The organism is Microbacterium sp. NPDC058389 (assembly GCF_042722305.1).
In the GTDB taxonomy this organism is placed as follows: domain Bacteria; phylum Actinomycetota; class Actinomycetes; order Actinomycetales; family Microbacteriaceae; genus Microbacterium.
In genome coordinates this window covers 54,305-70,888 of sequence record NZ_JBHXJQ010000011.1, presented here as the reverse complement: position 1 = coordinate 70,888, position 16,584 = coordinate 54,305, and the positions used below count along the sequence as shown (strand labels likewise).

The 16,584-nt window shown below is 72.9% G+C and carries 14 protein-coding genes; 7 read left to right on the top strand and 7 right to left on the bottom strand.

What is annotated here, in order from left to right:
- Positions 1-11: 11 nt before the first annotated feature.
- Positions 12-857, bottom strand: a complete 846-nt coding sequence (locus ACFWJ8_RS14775) for an RDD family protein (protein WP_378812823.1) — start codon at positions 855-857, stop codon at positions 12-14.
- Between the two features lie 16 nt (positions 858-873).
- Between ACFWJ8_RS14775 and ACFWJ8_RS14770 the strand changes: the two genes are divergently transcribed.
- The 3 genes from ACFWJ8_RS14770 (at position 874) to katG (ending at position 4,793) form a co-directional block, all read left to right on the top strand.
- Positions 874-1,869 (top strand): stage II sporulation protein M, encoded by a 996-nt coding sequence (locus ACFWJ8_RS14770; protein ID WP_378812820.1) that lies wholly within the window; start codon positions 874-876, stop codon positions 1,867-1,869.
- Positions 1,870-1,935: 66 nt separating this feature from the next.
- Positions 1,936-2,394, top strand: coding sequence for a Fur family transcriptional regulator (locus ACFWJ8_RS14765; protein WP_378812817.1), 459 nt, complete (start codon positions 1,936-1,938; stop codon positions 2,392-2,394).
- Positions 2,395-2,519: 125 nt separating this feature from the next.
- Positions 2,520-4,793, top strand: coding sequence for a catalase/peroxidase HPI (gene katG, locus ACFWJ8_RS14760; RefSeq protein WP_378812815.1), 2,274 nt, complete (start codon positions 2,520-2,522; stop codon positions 4,791-4,793).
- Between the two features lie 76 nt (positions 4,794-4,869).
- On the opposite strand, the gene ACFWJ8_RS14755 is transcribed toward katG, so the two are convergent.
- Positions 4,870-5,652, bottom strand: coding sequence for an aquaporin (locus tag ACFWJ8_RS14755; RefSeq protein WP_378812813.1), 783 nt, complete (start codon positions 5,650-5,652; stop codon positions 4,870-4,872).
- A gap of 200 nt (positions 5,653-5,852) precedes the next feature.
- Here ACFWJ8_RS14755 and ACFWJ8_RS14750 point away from each other — a divergent pair, with 200 nt between their 5' ends.
- On the top strand, positions 5,853-6,500 hold the full coding sequence (locus ACFWJ8_RS14750; RefSeq protein ID WP_378812811.1) for an MIP/aquaporin family protein: 648 nt from the start codon (positions 5,853-5,855) through the stop codon (positions 6,498-6,500).
- 128 nt (positions 6,501-6,628) lie between these two features.
- Here the strand turns inward: ACFWJ8_RS14750 and ACFWJ8_RS14745 are convergent, their stop codons facing one another.
- The 5 genes from ACFWJ8_RS14745 to ACFWJ8_RS14725 are packed head-to-tail and all read right to left on the bottom strand — an operon-like array spanning position 6,629 to position 12,272.
- Positions 6,629-7,930 (bottom strand): DUF58 domain-containing protein, encoded by a 1,302-nt coding sequence (locus tag ACFWJ8_RS14745; protein WP_378812808.1) that lies wholly within the window; start codon positions 7,928-7,930, stop codon positions 6,629-6,631.
- A gap of 4 nt (positions 7,931-7,934) precedes the next feature.
- Complete coding sequence (locus ACFWJ8_RS14740; protein ID WP_378812806.1) at positions 7,935-9,011, bottom strand: AAA family ATPase; 1,077 nt, start codon at positions 9,009-9,011, stop codon at positions 7,935-7,937.
- Positions 9,008-10,198: a DUF4350 domain-containing protein gene (locus ACFWJ8_RS14735; RefSeq protein WP_378812803.1), complete on the bottom strand. Its 1,191-nt coding sequence runs from the start codon at positions 10,196-10,198 to the stop codon at positions 9,008-9,010. Before ACFWJ8_RS14735 ends, ACFWJ8_RS14740 begins: the two co-directional genes overlap by 4 nt.
- Positions 10,195-10,872, bottom strand: a complete 678-nt coding sequence (locus ACFWJ8_RS14730) for a DUF4129 domain-containing protein (RefSeq protein WP_378812801.1) — start codon at positions 10,870-10,872, stop codon at positions 10,195-10,197. The genes ACFWJ8_RS14735 and ACFWJ8_RS14730 overlap by 4 nt, the downstream gene beginning before the upstream one ends.
- Positions 10,863-12,272 (bottom strand): glycerophosphoryl diester phosphodiesterase membrane domain-containing protein, encoded by a 1,410-nt coding sequence (locus ACFWJ8_RS14725; RefSeq protein WP_378812799.1) that lies wholly within the window; start codon positions 12,270-12,272, stop codon positions 10,863-10,865. The genes ACFWJ8_RS14730 and ACFWJ8_RS14725 overlap by 10 nt, the downstream gene beginning before the upstream one ends.
- Positions 12,273-12,477: 205 nt before the next feature.
- Between ACFWJ8_RS14725 and mtrA the strand changes: the two genes are divergently transcribed.
- Genes mtrA through ACFWJ8_RS14710 form a run of 3 tightly spaced genes read left to right on the top strand, consistent with a single transcriptional unit; the run spans position 12,478 to position 16,584 of the window.
- Entirely contained in the window at positions 12,478-13,158 is a 681-nt protein-coding gene (gene mtrA, locus ACFWJ8_RS14720) for an MtrAB system response regulator MtrA (RefSeq protein WP_378812797.1), read from the top strand.
- A gap of 7 nt (positions 13,159-13,165) precedes the next feature.
- A complete protein-coding gene (gene mtrB / locus ACFWJ8_RS14715) occupies positions 13,166-14,881 on the top strand; it encodes an MtrAB system histidine kinase MtrB (RefSeq protein ID WP_378812794.1) in 1,716 nt (571 codons plus the stop codon).
- Entirely contained in the window at positions 14,878-16,584 is a 1,707-nt protein-coding gene (locus tag ACFWJ8_RS14710; RefSeq protein WP_378812792.1) for a GerMN domain-containing protein, read from the top strand. The genes mtrB and ACFWJ8_RS14710 overlap by 4 nt, the downstream gene beginning before the upstream one ends.

The following is a 16,584-nucleotide window of genomic DNA, read 5'->3' as shown; positions in this document are numbered from 1 at the left end:
CCGGCGGCGCGTCAGCGCTCCGGGAAGCCGCGCGGCGGCGCCGACACCGGCGCCGTCAGTGCGTCCGCGCGTGCGGTCTCGAGCTGCAGCGCGCGCAGCTCGCGTCCGCGGCGCAGCGCGACGACGCCGATGAGGAACGTCTCGGGGTCGACGGCCGGCACCGGCGACACGTACTCGGCCGTCTCGCGGGCGAGGGATGCCGCCGTCCGGGCGCGTGCCGTCGGCTCCATGCTCGTCGCCGCGCGGGCGAACTGCGCCAGACGGCGGGAGAGCGGCTCGGGCAGCCGTGCGACATCGGCGACCCCCGCCCACTCCGCGAGCGCGGGCGGGATGCCCAGACCCGTGTCGGGCAGCCGCGGCGTGCGGGTGCGCTCGGAGTAGGTGCCTGCCAGCAGATCGCCCAGGCGCTGCGAGCGCGGCGTGAACGCGCCGACGAGTGCCGCGATCGCGCCCAGGGTGAACCACAGCTCGAAGACCCCCGTGAGCGCGCGGATGAACGCCTGCCGGAATCCGGCGGCACCGCCGTCGCTGCGCACGATGCGGGCACCGACGGCCAGGCGACCGAGGCTGCGGCCGTGGCTCGCGGTCTCGACGACGGTCGGGATGACGACCATGACGAGCACGAGCATGACGATCGTGAGGATCGGGACGACGGCGCCGTCGAGCGCCCCGTTCGTCACCAGCCAGCCGGCACCCAGCGCGAACAGCAGCAGGGCGCCGAAGCCGAGCAGCATGTCGATGATCACGCCGAGCGCGCGCAGGAAGAAGCCGACCGGCTGCACGTCCAGAGCGACCGCCTCGCCCGTCAGCACCTCGTCCTGGTGGATGTCGACGATGGCGGGACGCTCGGCGGGCATGGCTACAGTAAAGCGCATGGACCTCGACGCCCTCACGGCCGCCCGCCGCGAGGAGTGGGCGCGCCTGGATGCGCTCAGCAGGACCCGCCGGCTGTCAGGCTCCGAGGTCGATGAGCTGGTCACCCGCTACCGTGCGGCATCCGCCGATCTCGCCGATGCGAAGACATCGGCCGGTCGGAGCGCGCAGAGCGACCACATCTCGACGATGCTGGCGCGCGCCCGGCTGCGACTGACCGGCACCCCCGACAACGTGATGCGGCAGATCCCGCGGTTCTTCGCGCTGCAGCTGCCGGCGGCGCTGTACCGGGTCCGATGGACGACCCTCGCGATCGCGGTCGGCTTCGTCATCGTCGTCACGACGGTCGCGCTGTGGGTGTCGGGCGACCCTGCGCTGGTGGCGAGCCTCGGCAGTCGCGCACAGCTGCAGGACTATGCCGAGAACCGGTTCACGGACTACTACAGCGAGAACCCCGCGGCCGTGTTCGCCGGCACGGTCTGGACCAACAACGCGTGGATCGCGGCGCAGTGCGTGCTGTTCGGCATCACCGGGATCTGGCCGCTCATGGTGCTCGTGCAGAACGCCGTCGGCGTCGGCACGGCTGCCGCCGTCCTCGCCGCGTTCGACCGTGCGGACGTGTTCGTGCTGTTCATCCTCCCGCACGGGCTGCTCGAGCTCACCAGCATCTTCGTGGCGGGCGCGGCGGGCCTCCACATCTTCTGGGCGTGGGTCGCTCCCGGTCCGCGCTCGCGCGGTGCCGCGCTCGCCGCGGCCGGGCGCTCCCTCGCCACGATCGCGATCGGCCTGGTCATCGCGCTCGGCGTCTCGGGGCTCATCGAGGGGTTCGTGACGCGACAGCCGTGGCCGTGGCCGGTGAAGATCGGCATCGGCGCTGCCGCCCTGGCGCTCTTCCTCGTGTACATGCTGGTGGTCGGCCGCCGCGCGGCGCGCGCCGGCGAGACCGGCGATCTCACCGAGTTCGAGGCGGGCACGCCCACTCTCGTCGCGGGCTGACCGCCCGGATTCGGGATGCCGCGGCGTGTTGTTTTGAGTTCATCAAAAGAACGCTAGGCTCGGGGCATGGACACGCACCACCACGTCGACACGCCCGTCGACACCGCCGCGCGGCTGCGCGAGGCGGGGCTGCGCGTCACGGACTCCCGCCGCGCCGTGCTCGACGCGCTCGTCGGGCGGCCGCACGCGAGCGCTGACGAGCTGCTCGCGGTCGTGGCCCTCACCATCCCCGGCACGAGCATGCAGTCCATGTACAACGTGCTGGGCGACTTCGTCGACGCCGGGCTGGTGCGCCGCATCGAGCCCGCCGGGCGTCCCGGGCTCTTCGAGCTGCGCGTCGGCGACAACCATCACCACCTCGTGTGCTCCCGCTGCGGAGCCGTCCAGGACGTGGACTGCGTCGTGGGGGAGGCGCCCTGCCTGACCCCGTCCGACACCCACGGCTACGCCGTGCAGACCGCCGAGGTCACGTTCTGGGGCCTGTGCCCCGCATGCGCCGCGGTCGCCGAGGCCCAGCCCGCCTAGCCTCGCCCGCCCACCCCGACCGGAGCCCTGCTCCGGGCGGTGATCGGTGCTGCCCGCCGCGCGTGCGGTGCGGCATCCCGACCCCTCGTCCACCCCCCAGAAACCGCCGATCAGGAAGGAACACCATGACCGATCACGTCGAACTGGCCACCGGAGCCGGAGGCGCCATCCGCGCGACCGAGCCCGACCACGCCGTCACCGTCACCGACACCCCCGAGGCTGCCGGCTGCCCGGTCGTTCACGGCGCGCAGCCGCACCCGACGGCGGGCTCCGCCAACCGCGTGTGGTGGCCGAACCGGCTGAACCTGAAGGTGCTGGCGAAGAACCCCGCCGTCGCGAACCCGCTCGGCGAAGGCTTCGACTACAAGACCGCGTTCGAGGCGCTCGACCTGGCCGCGGTCAAGCACGACATCGCGGAGACCCTCACCACGTCGCAGGACTGGTGGCCCGCCGACTTCGGCCACTACGGCCCGCTCGTCGTGCGCATGGCGTGGCACTCGGCCGGCACCTACCGCGTCACCGACGGGCGCGGCGGCGGCGGAGCGGGGCAGCAGCGGTTCGCTCCGCTGAACAGCTGGCCCGACAACGTCAACCTCGACAAGGCGCGCCGACTGCTGTGGCCGGTCAAGAAGAAGTACGGCCAGTCGCTGTCGTGGGCGGACCTCATGATCCTCGCCGGCAACGTGGCGCTCGAGTCGATGGGGTTCAAGACCTTCGGCTTCGCGGGCGGCCGTGCCGACGTGTGGGAGCCGGACGACGACGTGTACTGGGGCCCTGAGACGACGTGGCTCGCCGACGAGCGCTACTCCGGCGACCGCGAGCTCCAGAAGCCGCTCGCGGCGGTGCAGATGGGCCTCATCTACGTCAACCCCGAGGGGCCGAACGGCGACCCCGACCCGCTGCTGGCCGCCCACGACATCCGCGAGACGTTCTCGCGCATGGCGATGAACGACGAGGAGACCGTGGCCCTCATCGCGGGCGGTCACACGTTCGGCAAGACGCACGGCGCGGCATCCGACGCACACGTCGGAGACGACCCCGAGGCCGCGGGACTGGAGCAGCAGGGACTCGGCTGGTCGAGCTCGCACGCCTCGGGCAAGGGCGACGACACCATCACGTCGGGCCTCGAGGTGACGTGGACGTACCACCCGACCCGCTGGGACGACGAGTTCTTCCACATCCTGTTCGCGTACGAGTGGGAGCTGTTCCAGAGTCCCGCGGGGGCGCACCAGTGGCGTCCGAAGAACGGCGGCGGCGCCGAGATGGTCCCCCTCGCGCACTCGGACGGGCGTCGCGAGCCGCGCATGCTCACGACCGATCTGGCGCTGCGCTTCGACCCGGTCTACGGGCCGATCTCGAAGAGGTTCGCCGAGGACCCCGACGCGTTCGCCGACGCGTTCGCGCGCGCCTGGTTCAAGCTCACGCACCGCGACATGGGCCCCATCGACCGCTACCTCGGCAGCGAGGTGCCGGCCGAGCCGCTCATCTGGCAGGACCGCGTGCCCGCGGTCGACCACGAGCTGATCGACGCGGCCGACGCGGCGGCGCTCAAGGCGCAGATCCTCGGCACCGGCCTCACGGTGTCGGAGCTCGTGGCCACCACGTGGGCCGCAGCCTCGTCGTTCCGCGGCAGCGACAAGCGCGGCGGCGTCAACGGCGCGCGCATCCGGCTCGCGCCGCAGAAGGACTGGGCGGTCAACAACCCGCCGCAGCTGGCCAAGGTGCTGGGTGAGCTCGAGGGCGTGCAGGCGTCGTTCAACGACGGTCGCACCGACGGCAAGCAGGTGTCGCTGGCCGACCTCATCGTGCTCGCAGGCAACGCGGCGGTCGAGCAGGCCGCCAGGGATGCCGGCATCGACGTCGAGGTGCCGTTCCACGCGGGCCGCACCGACGCTTCGGCCGAGCAGACCGATGCCGCCTCGTTCGCCTACCTGGAGCCGGTGGCCGACGGCTTCCGCAACTACTACGGTCCGCTCGCGGAGCTCCCGGCCGAGTACCTGATCGTCGACAAGGCGAACCTGCTGACGCTGTCGGCGCCCGAGATGACGGTCCTCGTCGGCGGCCTGCGCGCCCTCGGCGCGAACTGGGACGGCTCCCGCCACGGTGTCTTCACCGAGCGGGTGGGCGTGCTGTCGAACGACGTTTTCGTGAACCTCCTCGACCTCGGCACCACCTGGAAGCCCGTCGACCCGGGCTCGCACGCGTTCCGCGGCACGAAGGACGGCTCGGGCGCGACGGTCGGCATCGGCACGCGCGCCGACCTGCTGTTCGGCTCGAACTCCGAGCTGCGCGCGCTCGCCGAGGTGTACGCCTCCGACGACGCCACCGAGAAGTTCGTGCGCGACTTCGCCGCCGCGTGGGGCAAGGTGACCGAGCTCGACCGGTTCGACCTGGCCTGAGTCGCGGCACCCCTCGTGAACGACGAACGGCCCGCCCCGATGAGGGGCGGGCCGTTCGACGTCCGGCGCGGGAGCTTCAGTTACCCTCGGGGACTGCCTGCGCCGCTCCGACCCGGGGCTCGAAGAGGGCACGGTAGGCGATGCCGGCCAGCAGTGCGCCCACGATGGGGAACACGATGAACACCCACAGCTGCGCCAGCGCCTCGGGCCCGCCGTAGATCGCGGTCGCGATCGAGCGCGCGGGGTTGACGGACGTGTTGTCGATGGGGATGGTCACGAGGTGGATGAGCGTCAGCGCCAGGCCGATCGCGATGCCCGCCAGCGCGGGGTTGCCGCGCGTGGGGTGGGTGACGCCGAGGATCACCAGCACGAACAGCGCCGTGAAGACGACCTCGGAGACGATCGCGCCGCCGATGCCGAACCCGGCGGGGGAGAGGTCGTCCCAGCCGTTGCTGGCGAAACCGGCGTCCTGCGCCGCCGCGAGCCACGAGTCGGGTCCGTACAGGCCGATCAGCACGATGACAGTCGTGGCCACGGCGCCGCCGATGACCTGGGCGACGATGTAGCCGATCGTCTTGGACCAGGGGAACCGTCCTGCGGCCGCGAGGCCGAGCGTGACGGCGGGGTTGAAGTGCCCGCCCGAGATCGGACCGAAGGCGTAGACGCCCGCGATGACCGCGAGCCCCACCGCGAGGGCGACCCCGAGGAAGCCGACGCCCTTGTTCGCGGCGTCCGTGCCCTCGCCGAACCCGGCGGCGAACAATGCCGTGCCGATCACCCCGATCACCAGCAGGAAGGTGCCGAGCGCCTCGGCGACGAGCGCCGTTGCGGTGGACGGCGTGGTCTGCGAATCGCTCATACGGCGCTCCATTCCGGGTGGGGAGGTTCGGGGGACCCCGGAACGACGGTAGTGGATCGCCTGCGGCGCCGGTAACCAGCGGCTGTCGGGCTGCGGTCGGAACGGCGTGCGTTACCTGGGAATGTGCTGATGGTCCGCTACTGTCGGGTTACCTCGGGGCGCGCGACCGTCGTGTCTCGTTCTCAAAGGAGGAGAGCCTCATGACGGGCACGCTTCGCAGTGCAGTCGCCGAGCTGGTCGGCACATTCATCTTCGTCTTCGCCATCATCGGCGCGGTCACGAGCGGGAGCGACCTCGCCCCCCTCGCCATCGGCTTCGCGCTGATGATCATGGTCTTCGCCACGGGACACATCTCGGGCGCCCACCTGAACCCCGCCGTCTCGGTGGGTGTATGGCTGCGCGGCGCGATCGGCGTCGTCGACCTCATCGCCTACATCGTGGCGCAGCTGGTCGGCGCGGCGCTGGCCGCCGCGGTGAGCTTCGCGCTGTGGCCCGCCTCGGACGAGCCGCAGAAGATCGAGGTCGGCCCCGCCTTCCTCGTCGAGGCGCTGTGGACGCTGGTGCTCGTGTACGTCGTCCTCAACGTCGCCACCTCGAAGGACCACCCCAACAACTCGTTCTACGGTCTCGCGATCGGCTCCACCGTGTTCGTGGGCGCCGTGGGCCTCGGCGGGATCTCCGGCGGCGGCTTCAACCCGGCCGTCGCGCTCGGCCTGTCGATCACGGGCCACTTCGACTGGAGCGCCTACTGGCTGTACTTCATCGCCCCGATCATCGGCGGCGCGGTCGCCGCGGTCATCTTCCGGGTGCTGAACACGCACGACAAGCTGCCGGCCACCGACAAGTAAGCCGCCACCCGAAGCCGGTCCGCACCTCGCGTGCGGGCCGGCTTCGTCGTTCCCGGACGGATCGGACGAGGGGATGCCGCGGCCGCTGGGGCCCACGCGCCGAGAGGGCGCGGACCGCTACCTCGCCCTCACAGCCGCCCGGCGGCCTTGAGGGCCAGGTACCGGTCCGCGATGCGCGGGGGCAGGCCGTCGGGGGTGTCGGCGATGGCCTCGCCGCCGGCACGGCCGATCGCGGCGGAGACCACCGCGGCGTCCTGACTGGCGTGCTCGACCGCGGCGGCGCGGTAGACGTCCGCGGCGTCGGGGCGGTCGGGCAGGGGCTCGGCGTCGTCGGTGACGGTGCCCACGAGCACGTGGGCGGATCGCGCCAGCGCCGGGAGCGATCCGAGGAACCCGCGGGCCGCCTCGGCGGCATCCTGTGCCGTGAGCAGCACGACCAGCGACGGCCGTGACGTGAGGGCGCGCACCTGCGCGAACGCGGCGTCCCAATCGGTGTCGATGAGCTGCGGTTCGACGGACGCCATCGCGTCCACGAGGGCGGGGAGCAGCCCCGGCCCGTCCACGCGCGTCACCCGGGCGCGGATCACGCGATCGAACATGAGCAGGTGCACGTGGTCGCCGGCCCGGCCGGCCAGCGCCGCGAGCAGCAGAGCCGCCTCCATCGCGGCATCCATCCGCACTCCGTCGCCGACGCGTGCGGCAGCCGTGCGGCCCGTGTCGATCACGATCACGACATGGCGGTCGCGCTCGGGACGCCAGGTCCGCAGCATCGTGGTGGTCGAGCGTGCGGTCGCCCGCCAGTCGATCGAGCGCACGTCGTCGCCGCGCACGTACTCGCGCAGGCTGTCGAACTCGGTGCCCTGGCCGCGCACCTGCACGCTCGTGCTCCCGTCGAGCTCGCGCAGCCGCGCCAGGCGCGAGGGCAGGTGATGGCGCGCCGTGAAGGGCGGAAGGACGCGGAGCGCGCCGGGTGCGTCGATGCGCGTCTGACGGCCGGCCAGGCGCAGTGGCCCGTCCGAGCGCACCACCACGAACGCGGACCGCAGCTCGCCCCGGCGGCGGGGGAGGAGCGGGATGCCGAGCGCCCGCGCCTCACCGGCCGGGAGGTCGATCACCTGACGCGCGGCGGGGGCGCCCGCGGTCGGCTGCCAGGCGTCGCGCACGCGACCGCGGATCGTGCGGGACCCGCCGTTGCGCAGTACGAGCTCAGACAGCACGGGCTGGCCGAGCAGCACGCGGTGCGGCATCCGGCGCTTCACCGTCACGAGACGCGGATCGGCCGCGGCGGCCGCGTCGCCGAGGGCGGCAGCGGCGCACAGCACCACCCAGCCGGCGGCGGCGAGCCACGCGTCGACGCCGGCGAGCGAGAGCAGCACGACGGGCACCGCGCCGAGGGCGACGAGGAGCGGGAGGCGACCGGTGAGGTACATGCGATCAGATGGGGACGCGGGTCTGCTGCAGCACCGAGCCGAGCACGGCGTCGACCGACACGCCCTCGAGCTCGGCGTCGGGCCGCAGCCGGATGCGGTGGCGCCACGTCGGCACGAGCATCGTCTGCACGTGGTCGGGCGTGATGGCCGGGTAGCCGCCGAGCCACGCCCACGCCTTCGCCGCCGCCAGCAGCGCGGTGGCCGCGCGGGGGCTGACTCCGAGCTGCACCGAGGGGCTGTGACGGGTGGCCTGGGCGAGGTCGACGACGTAGCCGAGCACGTCGTCCGAGACGGTGACGGATGCGGCGGCGCGCTGCGCGGCACGGATCTCGTCGGCCGTGGCGGCGCGCCGGAGCCCGGCCGCCGCCAGGTCGCGGGGGTCGAAGCCGCCCGCGTGACGGCGCAGCACGGCCAGCTCGGCCTCGCGTGCGGGCACCTCGACGATGAGCTTCAGCAGGAACCGGTCGAGCTGCGCCTCGGGCAGCGTGTAGGTGCCCTCGTGCTCGATCGGGTTCTGCGTGGCGGCGACGAGGAACGGGTCGGGCAGCGGCCGCGTGACGCCGTCCGTCGACACCTGGCGCTCCTCCATGGCCTCCAGGAGCGCCGCCTGCGTCTTCGGCGGCGTGCGGTTGATCTCGTCGGCGAGCACGACGTTCGTGAAGACCGGGCCCTCGCGGAACTCGAACTCGCCGGTGCGCGCGTCGTAGACGAGCGATCCCGAGACGTCGCCCGGCATGAGGTCGGGCGTGAACTGGATGCGCTTGGTGTCGAGCCCGAGCGCTGTCGAGAACGCGCGCACGAGGAGCGTCTTGGCGACGCCCGGCACGCCCTCCAGCAGCACGTGGCCGCGTGCGAGCAGCGCGATGAGCAGGCCCGTGACGGTGCCGTCCTGGCCGACCACCGCCTTGCCGACCTCGATCCGCACCCGGTTCATCGCCTCGCGCAGCGCTGCATCGTCCGGTGCCGCGGGCGCGCCGCCGGTCGTGAGCGCCTCCGCATAGGGCAGCGCGGCGGGCTCGCCGGACGCCGGGGCGTCGGCGGTCGCGCCGTCGGGCGTCGGGGTGTCGGGGGTGTCCGTCATCGGGTGCTCCTCTCGGGGCGGACGGCCGCGTGCACGGCCTCCTCCAGGTCTCGCAGGCGGGTGCTCAGGGCGACGAGTTCGGCGTCGCTGCGGGGGATGTCGTCGAGCAGGATGCCGCGCACCGCCGCGCGGTCCCAGCCGATGCGCCCCGCAGCGGCGTCGGCGACGTCCCCGGCGGCGGCGTGGGCGCCGAGGCCGAGGAGCGCCGCGAGCCGCCGCAGCGTGCCGATGCGCAGCCGGTCGGCCGCGTGCAGCGGGTCGTGCGCGCGGGCATAGAGCCGGGCACGGCCCTCGGTGGTCTCGGATGCCCGCACGGTCACCGGCAGCCGCTCGGCCACGAGCGGGCCGAACCGGCGGCCGCGCCAGATCCCGGCGGCCACGCCGGCGACCAGCAGCAGCACGATGACGGGGCTCACCCAGGGCGGGGTGAGCTCGCCGAGAGACGGGTCGGTGTCGGTGAGGTCCGTATCGGCGGCGCTCGGCACGTACCAGACGACGAGGGGATGCCGTCCCATCAGGTTCGCTGCGAGGGCCGCGTTCCCGTCGTCGGCGAGGTGCTCGTTCGTGAACAGCACGCCGCCGTCGACGGCGGAGACGCGGCGGTCGCCGTCGTCCTGGACGAGGAGTCCGAAGCCGTCGTCCACGGGGTAGCAGGCGGTCGTGCCGGAACCGGGGGCGTACAGGGCGCCGGGGGCGACGGCGCCCGATCGCGCCGCCTCGGGCAGGTCGCACGCGGGGGCGACGGCATCCCCGGGGGCGAAGCCCGCCGCGGACGAACCCGGCAGCAGCAGGTCCAGCGTGCGGGAGCGCGGCTCGATCAGCACGACGTCGTCGGCGGCGTCCGCCAGCTGCGCCACGGCGTCGTCCGACAGCGCGGGGGAGTCCGGCAGCACGAGCGTCGCCGATCCGCGCTCGAGCGCCGCGAGGGCGTCGGCACGGCTGCGGGTCACCTCGACGTCGACACCGTGGGCGCGCAGCACCTCGGCCAGCGCACGCGTGCCCGCCGGCCCTGCCGAGTCGGGGTCGAGGGCGTCGCGGGCGGCCCACTGGTTGGCAGCCGTGATCGCGCCGCCGATGCCGCCGACGACCAGCAGGGCGACGCCGATCGCGAACCAGGCGGCCACGCGGCGACGCCGGGGCGTCGGTGCGGGAGCGGTCGTCGCGGGCACGGGGGAGACGGCGGTCATGCGGGCACCTCCGCGAGGGGATGCGCGACCGCCAGATCGTCGTCGACCCCGGTGACGAGGCGGTAGAGCTCGGCAGTGCCGGGGCGGCGCAGATAGCGCACGTCGTCGAACGCGGCGGCGGCCTCTTCGAGACGGGCTCCGAGTGCGGGGAACACGCGCGCGGCGGCCCGTGCGAACCCGTGGACGGTGGCGCCCGGCGGCGGGTCCACGACGCCGCGCTCGAAGCATCCTCTGGCCAGCGCGCGGAAGCGCAGCACGATGGCCGCCTCCCAGTCCGACGCCTGCGCACGCTCGGCCGCGGCCGCGCGCAACGCGGCGGCTGAGCGGTGCTCCGCCTCCCCGAACAGCATCGGCGGCCGCGCGGCGGCGCGACGCGACACCCGCGGCACGCCCCACACCACGAACGCCGTCACGATGACGACCACGACGGCCACGGTCGCGACGATGGCGAGGACCGACCCCCAGCCTCCCGACACCTGCGGATCGAACAGCGATGCGATGAAGTCGCCGACCGCGCGCGCGATCCGGTCGAACGGCGTCGGCTCCGCGATGTCGTACGCCGGCTTCGACAGCTCGTCCTCGGCCCAGCGGCGCGCCTCGTCGCCGTCAGGCGTGAGCGGCGGCACGTCGTCCGCCGCCGCCACGACGGCACGCAGGACGGGGTTCAGGACCACGGCGACTCGCGGTCGGCGTCCTGCGGCGCCCCCGGTGCGGCCCAGTTCGTCGCGGACGGGGGAGCGGATGCCTCGCCCTCGGCGGGCGCGTCCGGACCGGCCGCGGGGGTCGCGGGCTGCGCGACCTCGGAGTGGGGTGCCACGGCCGGGGGCTGGGGCACCACCGGATACGCACCGGGCGCGGCCGCAGGAGAGGCGCCCGGCACGCCGGGCTGCAGCGGGTATGCGCCGGGCTGAGCCGGGTACGCGCCGGGTGCGGAGTACACCGGCTCACCCGGGTAGGCGCCGTACGCCGGGTATCCCGGTGCCGGGGGATATGCGGCGTATCCGGCGGGAGCGCCGGGCCAGCCGCGCGGCGCGATCGCACGGCCGACGTGCTCGCGGTACGGGTCCGCGAGCGCGGTGGCTCCGGCATCCCGTCGCTCCACGTACGCGAGGAGGTCGAGGTCCAGGCCCTCCCGGCGCATGCGGCAGTCGATGTAGATGAGGGCGGTGGCCGTCGACTGCACCACGACGGCGACGGACTGCAGCAGCAGCGTCACCATCTGCGCGAGGAGCACGGTCACCAGCACGCCGATGACGGCGGTGGGCTCGGCCGCGCCCGTCGGCGCGATGATCGTCGTGAGGCCCGCCGACAGGAAGCTGAACGGCAGGCTGACCACCTGTGCGACCGCGCCGAAGATCACGCTGATCACGAGGATGACACCGAGCGCCGGCCAGAACCGGCCGCGCGTGAGGGTCCACGAGCGCGACAGCGCCTGCAGGATCGTCGCGTGCTCCACGATGATCGCCGAGGGCGCGAGCAGCAGCTTGATCATGAGCCACCACGTCAGCGGGATGGCGGCGACCACGATGAGGATCGACAGTGCGATCGCAGCGGGCGGTGCGACCACCGCCACGCCCACGACGCCGAGCACCACGAGGGCCACGATCGCCGTCACGACGAGGACCACGAGCAGCGAGTACCCGATGAGACGCCAGGCGGCAGGCTTGAGCTGGCGCCACAGCGCGCCGAGCGTGAGCTTCTCGGCGACGGCCGCGTGCGTCACCTCGAGCACGACGATGCCCTGCACGATGACGCTCAGGGCTCCGGCCGCGAGCCCCAGGACGAATCCGGTCACCGCGACGAGCCCGATCGAGCCCGCCAGCACCGTGTCGTACTCCTCGGTTCCCTCGGTGAGCGTGTCCAGGCGCGAGAACGAGGCCCACATCACCGCGAGCACCGCGGCGATGACGACCAGGTACGCGACCGTCTGCACGACGAGGGCGAATCCCAGCAGCACGCGCGGGTTCTGCCGCAGCGCCGAGAACGAGCGGCCGAGGATCGTGCCGAATGTCAGCGGGTGCAGCGGGATGATCCCCGGACGGGATGCCGGCGTCCAGGCCGGATACGCGGTCACGCAGTCCCCTTCCGTCGGCCGCCGCGGCGTCGTGCGCGGCGGTGCGGGTCGCTCGGATCCCATCGTTCCACATCGGCGGATGCCGCATCCCGGCCGCTCGCGCGCGGTTCGGCCGGTCTCCAGGGTGCGTCGACTACTCTGTGGGGAGCGCATGGGGAAGGCGATGGCTCTGCCCGTGCCTGGAGAGAAGGAACGAACGCGCGCGATGACTTCACGCATCCTGGTGGTCGACGACGACACCGCCCTGGCCGAGATGATCGGCATCGTGCTGCGCACCGAGGGATTCGAGACGGTCTTCTGCGCGGACGGCGCTCAGGCCGTCGACGCCTGGCGCTCGGAGCGGCCCGACCTGATCCTGCTCGACCTCATGCTCCCGGGCATGGACGGCATCGAGATCTGCACGCGCATCCGCGCCGAGTCCGGCATCCCGATCATCATGCTCACCGCGCGCACCGACACCGCCGACGTGGTCAAGGGACTCGAATCCGGCGCCGACGACTACATCGTGAAGCCCTTCAACCCGAAGGAGCTCGTCGCGCGCATCCGCACGCGCCTGCGCCCCGCGTCGCAGCCGGCGGGCGATACCCTGCGCATCGGCGACCTCACGGTCGACGTCGCCGCGCACGAGGTGCGCCGCGGTGACGCGCCCATCGCGCTGACGCCCCTGGAGTTCGAGCTGCTGGTGGCCCTGGCATCCAAGCCGCAGCAGGTGTTCTCACGCGAGATGCTGCTCGAGCAGGTGTGGGGCTACCACTACAAGGCCGACACGCGTCTGGTGAACGTGCACGTGCAGCGCCTGCGCGCCAAGGTCGAGAAGGACCCCGACAATCCCAAGATCGTGACGACGGTGCGCGGCGTGGGGTACCGCGCCGGCGCCGTCGTCTGAGCGGACCATGACAGCCCCGATCACGGGGGTCGCGGCGACACGCACGCCCCTCACCGGCTGGCGGCTGTGGCGTGCGTGGCCGGGCAACATCGCCGCCCTGTGGCGGCGCTCGCTGCGCTTCCGGACGCTCCTCGTGACGATCGGCCTCACGGTGCTCGCCGTCGTCGTGGCCTGCGTGTGGATGGCCCTGCAGATCCAGAACGACCTCTACACGTCGCGGCAGGACCAGGTGCTCGCCGATGCCGAGCAGGCGCGCACCGCCGCGCAGCGCACCCTCGACGCCGCGGTGCAGTCCGAGGCGGTGCAGATGCAGAGCGTCATGACGCTCGCCTTCACCGCGCTGCGCGACCAGTCCTCGGCCCAGATGATCGCGGCCTACCGCATCGGCCCGCCGGTGGCCAACGCACCGCAGGACTTCTCGACGGCCGAGGGAGTGATCGATCCGCTCCTCACCCCGGCGATGCGCGAGCAGGTGCGCAACAACCCGCAGCGGCAGATCTGGCAGCCGATCGCGCTGCCCGAGGACGACGGCGGGACCACCCCGGGCATCATGGTCGGGCAGCAGCTGAACATCGAGGGCGTCGCGTCGTACGAGCTGTATCTCGCCTACGACCTCGCCAACGCGCCGCAGACGCTCGGCTTCGTGCAGGGCACGCTCTGGATCGTGGGCATCGGGCTGGTGCTGCTGATCAGCGGCATCGCGTGGTTCGTGCTCCGCTCGGTCACCACGCCGATCAGCGAGGCCGCCGATACGAGTGCACGATTGGCGGCCGGGCAGCTCGACGTGCGGCTGGAGGTGCACGGCGAGGACGAGCTCGCGACGCTCGGCCGGTCGTTCAACGCGATGGCCGACAGCATGGAGTCGCAGATCAAGGAGCTCGCCGATCTGTCGCTCGTGCAGCAGCGCTTCGTGTCGGACGTGTCGCACGAGCTGCGCACGCCGCTGACCACGATCCGCCTCGCCGCCGACATGATCAACGACCAGCGCGAGGACTTCGACCCCGCGACGGCGCGTGCCGCCGAGCTGCTCAACGCGCAGGTGCAGCGGTTCGAGGTGCTGCTGACCGACCTGCTCGAGATCAGCCGCTACGACGCCGGCTCGGTGCAGCTCGAGCTCGAGCCCACGAGCCTCGCGCACCTCGCCGAGGACGTCATCGGCTCGATGCAGCAGCTCGCCGAGCAGCACGGCTCGGACGTGCGCCTGGTCGCTCCCGGCGGCTACTCTCCGGTCGACATGGACCCCCGTCGCGTGCGCCGCATCGTACGCAACCTGCTCGGCAACGCCATCGAGCACGGCGAGGCGCGGCCCATCGTGGTGACCGTCGACAGCAACCAGCAGGCGGTCGCGATCGGGGTGCGCGACTACGGCATGGGCATGAAGCCCGAGGACGTCGAGCATGTGTTCGACCGGTTCTGGCGGGCCGACCCGTCGCGCAAGCGCACGATCGGCGGCACAGGCCTCGGCCTGTCGATCGCCCTCGGCGACGCGAAGCTGCACGGCGGCGAGCTCGCGGTGTGGTCGGAGGTCGGACGGGGGACGAACTTCGTGCTCACGCTGCCTCGACAGGCCACGGCCACGCTGACCGGCCAGCCGCCCATCGCCGTCGACCCGGGCGACGACTCCGGCGGCGGGCTGGAGGAGCTGGGCATGACCGAGCCGATCGAGCTGGACCGTCCTGGCATGGGAGATCCGGATGCCGGTGGCCGAGGAGGTGCGTCATGACGCGGAGCCGCGGCATCTTGGCTCTTGTCCTCGCGCTGTGCGCGGTGCTCGTCACCGGATGCGCGGGCTTCCCCGAGAGCGGGTCGATCCGCTACGGCCTCGCGACCGGCGAGGACACCGGCGGCTCGCAGAATGTGACGTTCATCCCGAACCGGCCGCAGCCGGGCGCCACACCCGAGCAGATCGTCGAAGGCTTCATCGACGCCGGGTCGGGTCCGGGCGTGAACGGCACGTGGGCGGTCGCGAAGGAGTTCCTCGCACCCGACCTGCAGGAGGTGTGGGATCCCCGGGCGACGGTGAGGATCGACGAGCGTGCGGAGCGCGCCTACAGCGAGTCCGACGCCGACGAGGGCGCCGTGACGTTCTCGTACGAGATGGTGGCCGACGTCGACGACATCGGCTCGTACCGGCGCGCAGAGCTGTCGTCGAACTCCCAGTCCTTCCGCCTGGCGAAGCAGGCGGACGGCGAATGGCGCATCACCGAGGCCCCCGACGGGATCTGGCTCGACGAAGGCCAGTTCCCCCAGGTCTTCCACAAGTACCCGCTGATGTACTTCGACCCGACGTGGCAGTACCTCGTGCCCGACGTCCGCTGGTTCCCGGTGGTCAAGGCGGCGACCTGGATCACCGACAGCCTCGTCAACCAGGCGCCCAACGAATGGCTCGCCGAGTCGGTGAAGACCGCGTTCCCCGACGGGGCGACCGCGGTCGCCTCGGTGCCGGTCGACGAGACCGGTGCCGCGGTCGTGGACTTCGAGGACGACTCGCTCCTCAGCGCGAGTCCGACGGCCCTCGACCGCATGGTGACGCAGCTGAACGAGAGCCTGCGCGCGGCCGGAGTCTCGGACGTCGTCATGCGGGTCGGGTCCACGCCGGTGGAGGCCTCGCCGGTCGCGGTGCGGTCGACGCGCGTCCCGGCCGCGCCGCTCGTGCTCACCGAGGACGGCTTCGGGTTCCTCTCCGGCGACGAGATCGACCAGATCCCGGGGCTCTCTCCCGCGGTCGCCGCCGCCGCGCCGACAGCGGTGCAGGTCGGGCCCGAACGCGACTTCGCGGCCGCGAAGCTGCCCGGGGGCCAGGTGGCGCGGCTGACGTCGACGTCGACCGACGCCGAGATCCTCGACACGCGCGCCGGGCTCGTCGACCCCACGGTCGACGGCTTCGGGTACGTCTGGAGCGTGCCCGAGGACCAGCCGGCTGCACTGCGCGCGTACGCGCCGCAGTCGGCGGACGCCGTCGACATCGCCGACGCGTGGCCCGACGCGACAGCGATCAGCGCGATCGCGCTGTCGCGCGACGGCACCCGCATCGCGGCCACGGTCACCTCCGGCGGGCGCACGGTGCTGTGGGTGGCGGGCGTCGTGCGTGACGCCGACGGCGTCGTGCCGGTGAAGCTCGGCCAGGCGGTCCCGCTGGCGATCGTCGGCGGTCCGGCGGGCGGCGTCACATGGATCGACGACGCCAGCATCGGCGTGCTCGCGACCGGCGACGACACGTCGATCGTCGTCGAACAGCCGGTCGGCGGCCCGACGGTCACGTCGTCCGCGACGAGCGGCATGCAGAGCATCGCGGGCGGCACGGGCGTCTCGAGCCTGCGGCTGCGTGCCGAGGACGGCACGCTGTTCGTGAAGCGCGGCACGGCCTGGCAGCCCACGGCGACCGGGGTGCTCGTGCTCGCGACGCAGCAGGGCGCGCCGCAGTAG

Coding starts and splice junctions, on each gene's coding strand:
- ACFWJ8_RS14755 (WP_378812813.1), bottom strand. CDS start 5,652: ATGAGCGATTCGCAGACCACGCCGTCCACCGCAACGGCGCTCGTCGCC.
- ACFWJ8_RS14775 (WP_378812823.1), bottom strand. CDS start 857: ATGCCCGCCGAGCGTCCCGCCATCGTCGACATCCACCAGGACGAGGTG.
- mtrA (WP_378812797.1), top strand. CDS start 12,478: ATGACTTCACGCATCCTGGTGGTCGACGACGACACCGCCCTGGCCGAG.
- ACFWJ8_RS14765 (WP_378812817.1), top strand. CDS start 1,936: ATGGACACGCACCACCACGTCGACACGCCCGTCGACACCGCCGCGCGG.
- ACFWJ8_RS14745 (WP_378812808.1), bottom strand. CDS start 7,930: ATGTACCTCACCGGTCGCCTCCCGCTCCTCGTCGCCCTCGGCGCGGTG.
- mtrB (WP_378812794.1), top strand. CDS start 13,166: ATGACAGCCCCGATCACGGGGGTCGCGGCGACACGCACGCCCCTCACC.
- ACFWJ8_RS14735 (WP_378812803.1), bottom strand. CDS start 10,198: ATGACCGCCGTCTCCCCCGTGCCCGCGACGACCGCTCCCGCACCGACG.
- ACFWJ8_RS14710 (WP_378812792.1), top strand. CDS start 14,878: ATGACGCGGAGCCGCGGCATCTTGGCTCTTGTCCTCGCGCTGTGCGCG.
- ACFWJ8_RS14750 (WP_378812811.1), top strand. CDS start 5,853: ATGACGGGCACGCTTCGCAGTGCAGTCGCCGAGCTGGTCGGCACATTC.
- ACFWJ8_RS14740 (WP_378812806.1), bottom strand. CDS start 9,011: ATGACGGACACCCCCGACACCCCGACGCCCGACGGCGCGACCGCCGAC.
- ACFWJ8_RS14770 (WP_378812820.1), top strand. CDS start 874: ATGGACCTCGACGCCCTCACGGCCGCCCGCCGCGAGGAGTGGGCGCGC.
- katG (WP_378812815.1), top strand. CDS start 2,520: ATGACCGATCACGTCGAACTGGCCACCGGAGCCGGAGGCGCCATCCGC.